The organism is Vibrio sp. 10N.247.311.47, from assembly GCF_041467535.1.
Taxonomy (GTDB): domain Bacteria; phylum Pseudomonadota; class Gammaproteobacteria; order Enterobacterales; family Vibrionaceae; genus Vibrio; species Vibrio crassostreae_C.
This window is the reverse complement of the sequence record NZ_JBFSUR010000030.1, coordinates 1-13,197: the sequence shown is the minus strand read 5'-3', so window position 1 is coordinate 13,197 and position 13,197 is coordinate 1. Positions and strand designations below refer to the sequence as shown.

The 13,197-nt window shown below is 45.1% G+C and carries 12 protein-coding genes; all 12 read left to right on the top strand.

Annotated elements, in window-relative coordinates:
• Window positions 1–11: 11 nt before the first annotated feature.
• The 12 genes from flgB to AB6E51_RS18190 all read left to right on the top strand — a co-directional run bounded on the left by flgB (window position 12) and on the right by AB6E51_RS18190 (window position 12,557).
• A complete protein-coding gene (gene flgB, locus AB6E51_RS18245) occupies window positions 12–407 on the top strand; it encodes a flagellar basal body rod protein FlgB (RefSeq protein ID WP_004736175.1) in 396 nt (131 codons plus the stop codon).
• A 4-nt stretch (window positions 408–411) separates the two neighbouring features.
• Window positions 412–825, top strand: a complete 414-nt coding sequence (gene flgC / locus AB6E51_RS18240) for a flagellar basal body rod protein FlgC (protein ID WP_004736176.1) — start codon at window positions 412–414, stop codon at window positions 823–825.
• A 17-nt stretch (window positions 826–842) separates the two neighbouring features.
• Window positions 843–1,556 carry a flagellar hook assembly protein FlgD gene (gene flgD / locus AB6E51_RS18235; RefSeq protein ID WP_010439286.1) on the top strand — a complete coding sequence of 238 codons (714 nt, stop codon included), beginning with the start codon at window positions 843–845 and terminating at the stop codon, window positions 1,554–1,556.
• A gap of 49 nt (window positions 1,557–1,605) precedes the next feature.
• Window positions 1,606–2,910: a flagellar hook protein FlgE gene (gene flgE, locus AB6E51_RS18230; protein ID WP_017062260.1), complete on the top strand. Its 1,305-nt coding sequence runs from the start codon at window positions 1,606–1,608 to the stop codon at window positions 2,908–2,910.
• 251 nt (window positions 2,911–3,161) lie between these two features.
• Window positions 3,162–3,911: a flagellar basal-body rod protein FlgF gene (flgF, locus tag AB6E51_RS18225; RefSeq protein WP_017056855.1), complete on the top strand. Its 750-nt coding sequence runs from the start codon at window positions 3,162–3,164 to the stop codon at window positions 3,909–3,911.
• 21 nt (window positions 3,912–3,932) lie between these two features.
• Window positions 3,933–4,721 carry a flagellar basal-body rod protein FlgG gene (flgG, locus tag AB6E51_RS18220; RefSeq protein ID WP_017062259.1) on the top strand — a complete coding sequence of 263 codons (789 nt, stop codon included), beginning with the start codon at window positions 3,933–3,935 and terminating at the stop codon, window positions 4,719–4,721.
• An 88-nt stretch (window positions 4,722–4,809) separates the two neighbouring features.
• Complete coding sequence (gene flgH, locus AB6E51_RS18215) at window positions 4,810–5,586, top strand: flagellar basal body L-ring protein FlgH (RefSeq protein ID WP_017062258.1); 777 nt, start codon at window positions 4,810–4,812, stop codon at window positions 5,584–5,586.
• A gap of 94 nt (window positions 5,587–5,680) precedes the next feature.
• Window positions 5,681–6,772 (top strand): flagellar basal body P-ring protein FlgI, encoded by a 1,092-nt coding sequence (locus AB6E51_RS18210; RefSeq protein WP_017062257.1) that lies wholly within the window; start codon window positions 5,681–5,683, stop codon window positions 6,770–6,772.
• Between the two features lie 10 nt (window positions 6,773–6,782).
• Window positions 6,783–7,700 (top strand): flagellar assembly peptidoglycan hydrolase FlgJ, encoded by a 918-nt coding sequence (gene flgJ / locus AB6E51_RS18205; RefSeq protein WP_017064131.1) that lies wholly within the window; start codon window positions 6,783–6,785, stop codon window positions 7,698–7,700.
• Between the two features lie 220 nt (window positions 7,701–7,920).
• The gene (gene flgK, locus AB6E51_RS18200) at window positions 7,921–9,801 is read left to right on the top strand and encodes a flagellar hook-associated protein FlgK (protein WP_372058781.1); all 1,881 of its coding nucleotides are present in this window, start codon (window positions 7,921–7,923) and stop codon (window positions 9,799–9,801) included.
• 10 nt (window positions 9,802–9,811) lie between these two features.
• A complete protein-coding gene (flgL, locus tag AB6E51_RS18195) occupies window positions 9,812–11,002 on the top strand; it encodes a flagellar hook-associated protein FlgL (RefSeq protein ID WP_017064129.1) in 1,191 nt (396 codons plus the stop codon).
• A gap of 418 nt (window positions 11,003–11,420) precedes the next feature.
• Entirely contained in the window at window positions 11,421–12,557 is a 1,137-nt protein-coding gene (locus tag AB6E51_RS18190) for a flagellin (RefSeq protein WP_017064128.1), read from the top strand.
• The last annotated feature ends 640 nt before the right edge of the window (window positions 12,558–13,197 follow it).

Here is a 13,197-nt window from a genome sequence, read left to right as displayed (position 1 = left end):
TTGAGGTTTACATGGCTATTTCTTTTGACAATGCTTTGGGCATTCACCAGCACACAGTTGGTGTACGTGAGCGTAACGCTGAGGTGCTTTCCACCAATATCGCGCAAGCAAACACGCCTGGGTATAAAGCAAAGGGATTAGACTTTAAGAAATCACTGCAAGCGGCAAGTTCTGGGGCAAGCATTGGTCTTAGCCGTACAGATGGTCGGCACATTTCTGCCTCAACAACGGTGAACGGGGAAACGAAGTATCGCATTCCTACCCAACCTGATACAGGAGATGGCAACACGGTTGATTTGGATTTGGAAAGAAACCTTTTCATGCAAAACCAAATTAGGCATCAAGCCTCTCTCGACTTCTTAGGAAGTAAGTTCAAGAATTTAACTAAAGCGATTAAAGGGGAATAATTAGATGAGTTTATTCAATGTATTCAATGTGACTGGTTCTGCGATGAGTGCTGAATCTGTTCGTCTAAATACGACCTCGAGCAACCTTGCGAACGCGGACAGTGTAAGTAGTTCTGCTGAAGAAACTTACAAGGCTCGTCACGCAGTGTTCGGCGCTGAGTTAAATAAAGCACGCAACAGTGGTCACACTGTGCCTGTGAAAGTATTAGGTATTGTGGAAAGCGATAAGCCGCTAAGCGCGGAGTACAACCCGGATCACCCATTAGCGAACAACGAAGGCTATATCTACAAGCCTAATGTCAACGTTATGGAAGAAATGGCAAACATGATTTCGGCATCACGTGCGTACCAAACAAACGTACAGGTTGCTGACTCGAGTAAACAAATGCTGCTGCGTACGCTGCAGATGGGTCAATAAGGATAAGGAGGTAGCACATGGCTGGAATCAACAACAATGTTGGTCAAAGCGGCTTGTCCTATGTTGACCAGCTGAAGAGTCTTCAAGATGGCGCTAAAAAGCCCGACGAAACAACAGGTAAGCAGGATCTTAAACAAGAAGACTTCTTATCTTTGTTGACTAAGCAACTAGCACAACAAGACCCTTTCAAGCCGGTTAGCAATGACCAGATGATTGCGCAAATGGCTTCATTTGCGACCGTAGATGGCATTGGCAAAATGAATACACAGTTTGAAAGCTTGAATTCATCAATGACCTCTAACCAAGCTCTTCAGGCCTCCTCTTTAGTTGGGCGTGATGTATTGGTTCCTGGTGCGGCAGGTGTAAAACCCGGTGATGGCGGTATGGCGGCAATGGTTAAGCTTCCTCAGGCAATGGACAATGTAATGGTCCGTGTTGAGAACGAAGTTGGCCAATTGGTTCGCACATTTGATATCGGCTCTAAACCATCTGGTGATACACGTGTTGAATGGGACGGAAAAGACGAAGACGGTAACCCATTGCCGGCCGGTAAATACAACGTGAAAGCGTCGGGTTTGCTGGATGGCGAGAACACAGAGTTCCAAGTTTCCAGTTATGCGAACGTGAACAGTGTGCTTCTTGGTAAGGGCGATGGCAACGTACTACTCAATCTGGCTGGTTTCACATCGCCAGTACGACTTGCTGAAGTACTAGAAGTTGGTAAAGCGTAGCTCTTTATTGAGTGACTATGCTAGCTAGATAGATTAGGAGAATAATGGAATGTCATATGTAGCTTTAAGCGGCCTATCCGCTGCACAATTAGACCTTAATACAACCAGTAACAACATTGCGAACGCAAACACATTTGGCTTTAAAGAGTCTCGTGCCGAGTTCGGTGATGTTTATTCAAGCTCGTTGTTCACTAACGCAAAAACGACGGCAGGTGGCGGTGCGCAAGCTAGCCAAGTGGCGCAACAGTTCCACGAAGGTTCAAGTATTTATACGAACAACCCAATGGACTTACGTGTAAGTGGTACAGGTTTCTTTGCAGTATCGAAAGACCGCATGGTGCCAGAGATTAACGAATTAACGCGTAATGGTGCATTTCACCTAAACAAAGACAACTACATGGTTACCGCTAACGATGAGTTTCTTTTAGGTTACGATGTTGATCCAAACTCGGGTGAAGTTCTTTCTTACGCGCCAAAGCCTCTCGACATTCCTGCTGAGTTTGGTAAGCCAAAACAGACAGAAAACATTGAAGTAGGGGTTAACCTTCCTGCAAACGGTGATCTTAAAGACCCGGCTGCATTTAACTTCAAAGATGCTGATACTTATAACCGTGCAACGTCTTCGACGGTATACGATTCTATGGGTCAGTCTTACAAGTTAACGACTTACTACCTCAAAGATCAGACTCAACCAAACACTTGGCAAACGTACTACACCATGTCAGATGAGAACGGTGAAAAGCCGGTCAACATTACTGGTGGTGATGCGACGAATGCACAAGGTCATGTTGGTCACACAATGAAGTTCAACAATGACGGTACGTTAGCAAGCCTAAACAATGGTCAGCCGATTAACTCGGAACCACTGGGTGCTGGCGCGAACCCAATTGACTTGAACGGTGCTGATCCAACTCAAGTGCTTAAGTTTGGTCTAGATTCGTCAACTCAGTTTGCCGCTCCGTTTGAATTGACTAAGTTTGATGAAGATGGCGCGACAACAGGTTTCTTAACAAAAATCGATTTCGATGAGTACGGCAGTGTTCTAGGTACTTACTCAAATGGTGAAAACGTGATGCTTGGCCGTGTAGGCTTGGTTCGTGTACCAAATGAGCAAGGTCTGGATAAGAAAGGCGGTACTCAATGGGATTCTACCAACGACTCTGGTGACAAGATCTGGGGTGAATCGAACAAAGGTTCATTTGGTAGCATCAACAACGGCTCACTAGAGCAGTCGAACATCGATATGACTCAAGAACTGGTTGATTTGATTTCTGCTCAACGTAACTTCCAGGCGAACTCGCGTTCTCTAGAAGTACACAACCAGCTACAACAGAATATTCTTCAGATTCGTTAATCGTTTAAAGCGTTTGAATCATCTGCGAATACCCAATTCAATGTTATTGAATTGGGTATTGTTGTTTGTCTTTTTATTTGCCGCCCCTATTGCCGCCCGGTAATGCCACTGGCAACAATTCTTCCTCAATGATCCTTTGATGATCACCCTTCTTGTTCGTTTTCTATTTAAATTATTGATAAATAACAGTTAAAAATATTGGCACAGGGTTTGCTTTATTAGCCCCAGAAGATGATTTTTGGAGCAAAATTATGGATCGCGCACTGTTTCTTGCCATGAGTGGCGCTAAGCAAAATATGCAAGCTTTGCAGCTACGTGCAAACAACCTTGCCAACGTAAGTACAACGGGTTTCCGTGCTGATTTAGCACAGGCACGTTCAATGCAAGCGTATGGCGAAGGCATGCCTACTCGTGTTTTCAGCATGACAGAGCGTCCGGGTCATAATTTCGCTCAGGGTAGTGTGGTTACTACTGGCCGAGATCTAGACGTTACCATTCAAGGTGATGGTTGGATTTCAGTGATGGACAATACTGGCCGTGAAGGTTTAACACGTAACGGTAACCTAAGGGTTGACCAAAACGGTTTACTAACCAACGCAAGCGGTCACTTAGTGCTTGGTGAAAACGATGCACCAATCACGCTGCCAATCCCAATCAGCAAAGTAGAAATTGGTACAGACGGTACGATCTCTGTCATTCCTCAAGGCGCTCCAGCTGAAGAATTGGCCGTGGTTGATCGTATTAAGCTTGTACGTCCAGACAACCAAAGTTTGTTTAAAGACACGAATGGTCTATTCCGTTCGAAAAACCCAGATCAGGCATACGAAGCAGATGCAGCGGTAACGTTGCTAAAAGGTGCTATCGAAGGCAGTAACGTAAATGCCGTAGGTGAAATGACCAGCCTAATTGACTTACAACGTCAGTTTGAAATGCAGGTCAAAATGATGAGCACAGCAGAGGAAATGGACAAGTCGTCTGATTCACTGCTTCGTATGAGCTAATAGAATTTAAAGGACATTGCTATGCATCCAGCATTATGGGTAAGTAAAACGGGTTTAGACGCCCAACAAACCAATATCTCAACGATTTCGAACAACCTTGCCAACGCCTCAACCATTGGTTTTAAAAAGAGCCGCGCGGTATTTGAAGATCTGTTCTACCAGAATATTAATCAACCGGGTGGTCAATCGTCTCAGAATACTGAGCTGCCAAGTGGTTTGATGCTGGGTGCCGGTTCTAAGGTCGTCGCGACTCAAAAAGTGCACACTCACGGTAACGCACAAACGACATCTAACAGCCTAGACATGATGATTGAAGGCGACGGTTTCTTCCAAGTTGAAATGCCAGACGGTGAAACAGGTTACAGCCGCAATGGTCAGTTCACACTGAACGGTGAAGGCGCGATCGTAACGTCGGGCCAAGGTTATCCTCTACAACCAGAAATTGTGATTCCTGAAGACGCGATCTCGGTAACGGTTGGTAACGACGGTGAAGTATCGGTTCGTCTACGTGGCGAGCAAAACAACGTCGTGGTTGGTCAAATTACCATTACTGACTTTGTAAACCCAGGTGGTCTAGAGCCAGTAGGTCAAAACCTTTATTTGCCAACTGGCGCGAGTGGCGACCCACAAGAGGGTGTACCGGGTTTTGATGGCCTGGGTAACATCCGCCAATCGATGCTAGAAACATCGAACGTAAACGTAACCGAAGAGCTGGTAAACATGATTGAAGCTCAGCGTGTATACGAAATGAATTCGAAAGTTATCTCGTCAGTAGACAAGATGATGAGCTTTGTTAACCAACAGCTGTAATTGGTTTATTCGCCGTTTACTTTTTTAATTAATCTATCTGTTTTTGCTAATTGACCCATTTACCACTGCCTGCTGAGAGTATATCGCCATGAAACGTATTTTTTGTTTAGCCCTGTTAGCTTCGATGACTGGTTGTACAGTACTGGATCCAATTGAGACGCCAGCACAAGAGAACGCGACCACAGTGGTTGATGCGGTTGAAGGCGATAAGTCGGCAGAAGAAAGTTCAGGAATTATCGACACGCTTCGTGGGCGAACCGATCCAATTGCTGGTGACCCTGCATGGGCGCCAATCAACCCCAAGCAGAAGCCAGAGCATTATGCAGCGGCAACGGGCTCACTGTTTAATGTGAACCACATTGGCAGCATGTATGACGACTCAAAGCCTCGTGGTATTGGTGACATCATCACTGTAGCGCTAGATGAGAATACTCGAGCGACCAAAAAAGCCAACGCAGACATGTCTAAGTCGAATGATGCATCGATGGAGCCGCTGGCTGTTGGTGGTCAAGAGCTGACGATCGATAAGTACAACTTCTCTTACGATCTGAGCAACACCAATACCTTCGCTGGTGATGCGTCAGCCAACCAAAGTAACAGCATCAGCGGCTATATCACCGTAGAAGTGATCGAAGTATTAGCCAATGGCAACCTAGTGGTTCGTGGTGAGAAGTGGATGACACTGAACACAGGCGATGAGTATATCCGCCTAAGCGGCACCATCCGTCCTGATGATATTGATTTTGAAAATACCATCGCTTCAAACCGTGTTTCTAACGCACGAATTCAGTACTCGGGCACGGGCGTGCAGAAAGATATGCAAGAGCCTGGATTCTTGGCACGATTCTTTAATGTATCTCTGTAGAGCTTGATAGGACGACGACATACTGACAGCCTCTATCACTGAGCCACATTTAGCTAAGCTATTATAAATTAAAGCAATACAGACAGGTTACTCAATGAAAAAACTGACACTCGTACTATTCGGCATGCTATTTCTTGCCACCAGTGCCCATGCTGCGCGAATCAAAGACGTGGCAAAAGTGGCGGGTGTTCGTAGTAACCAACTTGTCGGTTATGGTTTGGTCACGGGCTTGCCGGGTACTGGTGAGACAACTCCCTTTACCGATCAAACATTTAACGCAATGCTGCAAAATTTTGGCATCCAATTGCCGCCCGGCACTAAGCCAAAAACCAAAAACGTCGCGGCTGTTATTGTGACTGCTGAACTGCCAGCATTCTCTAAGCAAGGCCAAGAAGTTGACGTAACCGTTTCTTCTATCGGTTCAGCAAAAAGCCTTCGTGGTGGTACCTTGCTACAGACCTTCTTGAAAGGTCTAGACGGTCAAGTGTATGCGGTCGCGCAGGGTAACTTGGTGGTAAGTGGCTTTAGTGCACAAGGTAACGACGGTTCTAAGATTGTCGGTAACAACCCTAACGTTGGTATCATCTCTAGCGGTGCGACGGTTGAACAAGAGATCCCAACGCCATTCGGTCGTGGTGACTACATCACCTTCAACCTAATCCAATCAGATTTCACAACGGCTCAGCGTATGGCTGATGCGGTTAATAATTTCCTAGGCCCACAAATGGCTTCAGCGGTAGACGCAACTTCAGTAAAAGTTCGTGCACCGCGTGAAATCAGCCAGCGTGTAGCATTCTTGTCGGCTATCGAAAACATCGAGTTCGACCCTGCTGAAGGCTCTGCAAAAATCATCGTCAACTCTCGTACAGGTACGATTGTGGTTGGTAAGCACGTTCGCCTAAAAGCGGCGGCGGTCACCCACGGTGGTATGACGGTTGCAATTAAAGAAAATCTAAACGTAAGCCAACCGAATGCATTCTCTGGTGGCCAAACGGTAGTGGTCCCTGATTCTGATATCGAAATCACGGAAGGCGATGGTAAGATGTTCAAATTTGAACCTGGCCTAACGCTGGACGATTTGGTACGCGCAGTCAATGAAGTGGGCGCTGCACCTTCTGATTTAATGGCAATCCTTCAAGCACTGAAACAAGCGGGTGCGATTGAAGGCCAATTGATCATTATCTAAGGAATAAAGCATGATTAAGAATAACAATGACATCGGCTTTATTCACGACATCGGTAGTTTAGACCGTCTTCGTCAACAAGCGGTAAACGGTGAAGAAGGTAGCGAGAAAGAAGCATTAACCGCGGCGGCAAAACAGTTTGAATCGATTTTCACCTCGATGTTGTTTAAGTCAATGCGCGATGCTAACTCGAGCTTTAAGTCGGATATGTTGAACAGCCAGAACGAGCAGTTCTATCGTCAGATGCAAGATGACCAAATGGCGAGTGAGTTAAGCGCTTCAGGTTCATTAGGTCTTGCAGATATGATCGTGGCTCAACTAAGCGCTGGCCAAGCAAGCGATACGTCTGAAGAGAAGGTTCGCAGTGAAGGCTTTGATGCTTCATTGCAAAGACCGCAATATTCAGGCCGTTCGGAAGAGCGAGCGTCAGACGTTCAACCTGCGCAAGCAGCAAAACAGCCAGTATCCTTTGATTCTCCAGAATCGTTTGTGACCTCAATGAAGCCTTACGCGGAAAAAGCGGCAAGTGCGCTTGGTGTGGACTCGTCTCTTCTATTGGCACAAGCTGCCCTTGAAACGGGTTGGGGTTCTAAAATGGTTAAGAACTCTTTGGGCAACAGCAATAACTTATTTAACATCAAAGCAGATAGAAGTTGGAAGGGCGATAAGGTCGCGACTCAAACTCTTGAGTTCCATGGCAAAACCGCCGTTAAAGAGTCAGCTTCCTTCCGTTCTTACTCTAATTTCGAAGATAGCTTTAATGATTACGTGAAGTTCTTGAACGAAAATCCAAGATACGAAACGGCGCTACAGCATCAAGGCAATTCAGAGAATTTCATCAAAGGTATTCATCAGGCTGGTTACGCAACTGACCCTAACTATGCAGACAAGGTTTTACGAGTTAAAGCCAAGATTGATGAGATGAACTAGCGTCATAAATCAACATAGAGAGCTTGCTACTGGCAGGCTCTTTTCTTCTCCGCCCCTTCAGTTCTTACGCGTAATCCATAGTTATCTCCTTACACTTCAATAAATTATCGTCTTTTAATTTCCTATTGTTTTTGTTGGCACATATATTGCAATTATCTTAGTAATATACGGTTGTAGTTAATCAGTTCATTCTGGTTTTGTTAAGTTTTTTGGGGGCATTATGGCGTCGGATCTTCTGAATGTAGGGGCACAAAGTGTTCTTACGGCTCAGAGACAGCTCAACACCACAGGTCATAACATTTCTAACGCTAACACAGAGGGCTATAGCCGCCAGTCTGTGATTCAAGGTGTGAATGACCCGCGCCAGTATGGTGGGCAATCCTACGGTATGGGGGTACATGTGGAAAATGTTCGCCGCTCTTGGGATCAGTTTGCCGTCAAAGAACTTAACTTATCGACAACCAATGCCGCCAACAAAGGCGATACCGAAGCCAACCTCGATATGCTGTCGAGCATGTTGTCGTCGGTCGCTTCAAAGAAGATTCCAGAAAACCTCAACGAATGGTTTGATTCCGTTAAGACTCTGGCCGATACCCCAAATGATGTGGGTGCGCGTAAGGTCGTGTTAGAGAAAGCAGGGCTTGTAACTAAAACCTTGAATGAATTTCATGAAACAGTTCGTCAACAGTCTGATTCTACGAATAAAAAATTAGATATGGGTATCGAGCGAGTTAACCAACTTGCGTACGAGATCCGTGATGTTCAGCGTTTAATGATGCGAACTCCTGGGCCTCATAATGACCTACGAGATCAGCATGAAAAGTTGATTAATGAGCTTTCTGGTTACACCAAAGTTACGGTGACACCACGCTCAAATGCCGAAGGGTTTAATGTCCATATTGGTAATGGCCATACCTTGGTCTCTGGTAGTGAAGCGAGTCAGCTGAAGATGGTTGATGGCTTACCCGATGCACATCAGCGCCGCCTAGCGATTGTTGAAGGTAAGTCTTTAAAACCGATCACCAGCAGTGATATCGACGGAAAAATCGGCGCCATGCTAGACATGCGTGACGAACATATCCCAGCAATCATGGATGAGCTTGGTCGTTTGGCGACCGCGTTTTCATATGAGGTCAATAGTCTTCAAGAACAAGGTTTGGATCTTAACGGCAACGTAGGTAAGGACTTGTTTACCGACGTGAACTCAGAGCTGGTGGCAAAATCTCGTGTCACGGCTAGCGGGCAATCGAAAGCCGATGTTGCGGTATACATTGATGATACTTCTGCCTTAAAAGGCGGTGAGTATGGACTGAAATACGATGGCAGTGATTATGTCGTGACTAAGCCGAACGGTGAGACCGTTAAGATGGCGACCGACTCTAGCGGTAGTGCTTTTTATCTTGATGGCATGCGAGTGGAAGTACGTAACCCTCCTGAACTAGGAGAGAAACTGTTACTGCGTCCAACGCGTAATTTTGCTGCGCAGATTCATATGGAAACCAAAGACCCGAAAGACATTGCTGCGCAAAGTTATGAGGCATCGACCACGTTTGCCAAGGGTACAGCGGGATTTAAAATCCTAGAAGCAGGTCAACTGCGTGAGTTTGAAGTGATTGTCTCACCAAAAGGTGAGCAGTTTGCTGTGACGGATCCGAAGGGTAACATTTTAATGCAGCCTCAACCGTATCCGCCACAAGGGCCAGTGACCATCAACGGTACAACGTTTGAGCTCACACCTGGTGCGGTGGCAAATGATAAGTTTACGGCAAACCTTGTCCCATCAGAAGGTGACAACGGTAACCTGCGTAAGCTACAAGATCTTCAAAAAGGAAAGCTGTTGAATGATGGTGAGTCTACGATTTTAGACCTTTACCACAACTTGAATACTAATACGGGCTTGAAGTCTTCAACGGCAAATCGCCTGAGTGATATTGCGACATTAGAAAAACAGTCGGCTCAAGAACGTATTGCTTCTATCTCGGGAGTAAACCTCGATGAAGAAGCGGCAAACATGATGAAATTTCAGCAAGCGTATATGGCTTCTTCACGTATCATGCAAGCAGCCAACGATACGTTTAACACTATTTTGGCTCTGAGATAGGAAGGTATAAATGTTGAATCGTATCTCTAGCTTCCATAATTATCAGTCAGTACAAAACGACTTGCGCCGTCAAGAGAACAAGGTGCATCACAACCAAGCACAACTTGCTTCGGGTAAGAAGTTACAGTCGCCAAGTGATGACCCATTAGCGACGCACTATTTACAGAACATTGGTCAGCAGTCAGAACAGCTTAAACAGTATGTCGATGCGATTACTCTAGTCAGAAACCGTCTTGAGCATCATGAAGTATTGGTTTCTAACACTGAAGGCTTTGCTGATGAAGCAAAACGAACCGTGATGGAAATGATCAACGGTGCGCTTTCTCCGGAAGACCGTTTAGCTAAGAAGCGTGAAATTCAAGAACTGGCGAATAACTTCCTGCATTTAGCCAACTCTCAAGATGAGTCGGGTAACTACACGTTTGCAGGCACTAAGCCGAAAAATCAGCCTTTCTTTCGAGATAACGAAGGGAATGTGACATATCAAGGTGATGACTACCAACGCAAGATGCGTGTGGCAAGCAGCTTTGAAATGGCAATGAATGATCCGGGCAGCAAGATGTTTATGGAAATAGACAACCCGTTCGGTGACTACGAACCTCAGTACGAGCTTGAACCTGCGTCTGAGTTATTGCTCGGGCGTGCGACCAACAGCGATGAAGATGGGTCTACTTATAAAGTGACGTTTGTCGACATGCAGACGGGCAATTTCGCTTATCAGCTTGAAAAAGACGGCGCAGTGGTTGCGGCAGAAGATTTTGATCCTTCGACAGGCATTGTTTATGAAGGGCTGAATATTCAAATCAAAGGCCAAATCACTAAAGGTGATTCGATCACCTTAGAACCACGAGAGACTTTCTCTATCTTTGATACGTTCAAAGAGGCTGCTGAGCAGGCTGAAAACCCGGTATCGGATGCATCAGCAACAGCGAAACTGCACCAAGTAACTGAAGAGTTCCACGCTGCGTTTATCCATTTGACCAAGGCAAGAACCGATGTTGGTGCACGCTTGAGTACTTTGGATATTCAAGAGCAACAACATGAAGATTTCAAGTTGTCTTTAGCAAAAGCAAAAAGCAACTTTGAAGACTTGGATTACTCGAAAGCGATCATTGAGTTCAATGAAAACTCTCGAGCACTACAAGCTTCTCAACAAGCGTTTGGCAAAACCAAAGACCTGACCTTGTTTAACTATATTTAATGATCAATCGGTATTTAATGGTGGCTTGTCGATCACCATGGCGTTGATTCCTTGCCGTATGTGCTATGCCATACGTGCGAATGACGCCACAGTTTGCCGCTTTTTTGTACGAAGCATGATGTTTCTAGAATAGCGGCAAAAAACGGCAATAAGGAAGGTGAATGTTTTTCATCTTCTAATAGTAGAAAATCATAATTGCGCAGTGTTGTTTGTAAGCTTCTGATTTTTAGATAATTAAAAAATTATTTATATGATATTAAACTTGGCATACAACTTGTATCTGTGTTGGTTATAAATGATTAATACAGATCTTAAACCTTGTATAGGGTTTATCGAGTAATACACGGTCAGTGCTTATCCATATGAGAGTAAAGCTGGCCGCTTCGCAGAAACTTTGCGAACTCATAAGGAGAGCAAAATGGCTATCAATGTAAGCACTAACGTATCTGCTATGACAGCACAGCGTTACCTGAATAAAGCATCTAATGACTTAGCGACTTCTATGGAGCGTTTGTCATCTGGTCACAAGATCAACAGCGCGAAAGATGATGCGGCAGGTCTGCAAATCTCGAACCGTCTAACCGCTCAGTCTCGTGGTCTTGATGTGGCAATGCGTAATGCCAACGACGGTATTTCGATTGCTCAAACAGCAGAAGGCGCGATGAACGAATCGACTAACGTACTACAACGTATGCGTGATCTAGCGATTCAATCATCAAACGGCACTAACTCGCCGGCAGAGCGTACTGCACTGAACGAAGAGTCAATGGCACTTCAAGATGAGCTTAACCGTATTGCGGAAACCACATCGTTTGGTGGTCGTCGTCTACTGAACGGTTCATTCGGTGAAGCTTCATTCCAGATCGGTTCTAACTCTGGTGAAGCAATGATCATGGCTCTGACAAGTATCCGTGCAGATGACTACCGTATGGGTGGTACTACGTTCGATTCAGAAAACGCGAAAGATAAGAACTGGGAAGTGCCGCCAACAGCGAGCGATCTTAAGTTCGAATTCAAAACCAAAGCGGGTGAAGACATCGTTTTAGATATCAATACCAAAGCGGGCGATGATATCGAAGAGCTTGCGACTTACATTAATGGTCAGTCTGATCTTGTGAACGCATCGGTTACTGATGATGGTCGCATTCAACTGTTCGTTGCTGAACCTGACCTTGACGGCCCAATGTCTATCTCTGGTGGTCTAGCGTCTGAGCTAGGTATTAAGAGTGAAGGCCGCGCAACCTCGGTTCAAGATGTTAGCTTAACCAGCGTTGCGGGTTCACAGAACGCGATCAGCGTGATTGATTCTGCAATGAAGTACGTGGATTCACAGCGTGCTGATTTGGGTGCAAAACAGAACCGTCTAAGCCACAGTATTAATAACTTGGCAAACGTACAAGAGAACGTAGACGCTTCAAACAGCCGAATCAAAGATACGGACTTTGCGAAAGAGACGACGCAAATGACCAAATCACAAATTCTGCAACAAGCAGGTACTTCAATACTTGCTCAAGCAAAACAGTTGCCTAACTCTGCAATGTCATTATTGCAATAGTTATTGGTTGAACTTGCTGCTCGTGTTCAGACGTGAGCCATGCAGCAAGGGAAACTGGCAAGCATACTTACTATTGAATGTTTAGCTCTCTCATCTCTCACCTGCTATCCATTTTTGCAGTAAGAATGCAACGGCAAGTCGGAAATGTGTTCATTTCTCGATGATCTCCACACAGGCTCTGACGCGCCAACTAGCCCCGGTTCTCTCAAAGGAAAAGGGGCTTTTTCCTTTCTGTATTTCTTGTTTTTGCTATTTATTTTCCTGTGAACTTTCTCGCACTACCTTTTCCAAATCTCTATTTGATGGTTCTTCTTCACGACAAATAATGTCATCTATTACACAAGATTTGCGTAAGTCAGAGATCTTTGGCGATTGATCATTTCTCGACCTTGAGCCATTTAGACGGCGGTTCGTACGCTTTCTGAACAGATTAAGATCTTTTTCCAATTGAAATCTATCGCTGTATTAGAAAATGATTAAAATTAAGTTGTTGATAAATATTAGATTAATATTTTTTTTGTGGTTTTTTGAAAGTTTTTCTAAAGCTTCTGATTTTCGCGCCGTTATTAAAAGTAACTTTGAGAGAACTACTTGGTTTTCCGAGACGTCGGAAACCGCTATACCGGAAAATCAATTGGAG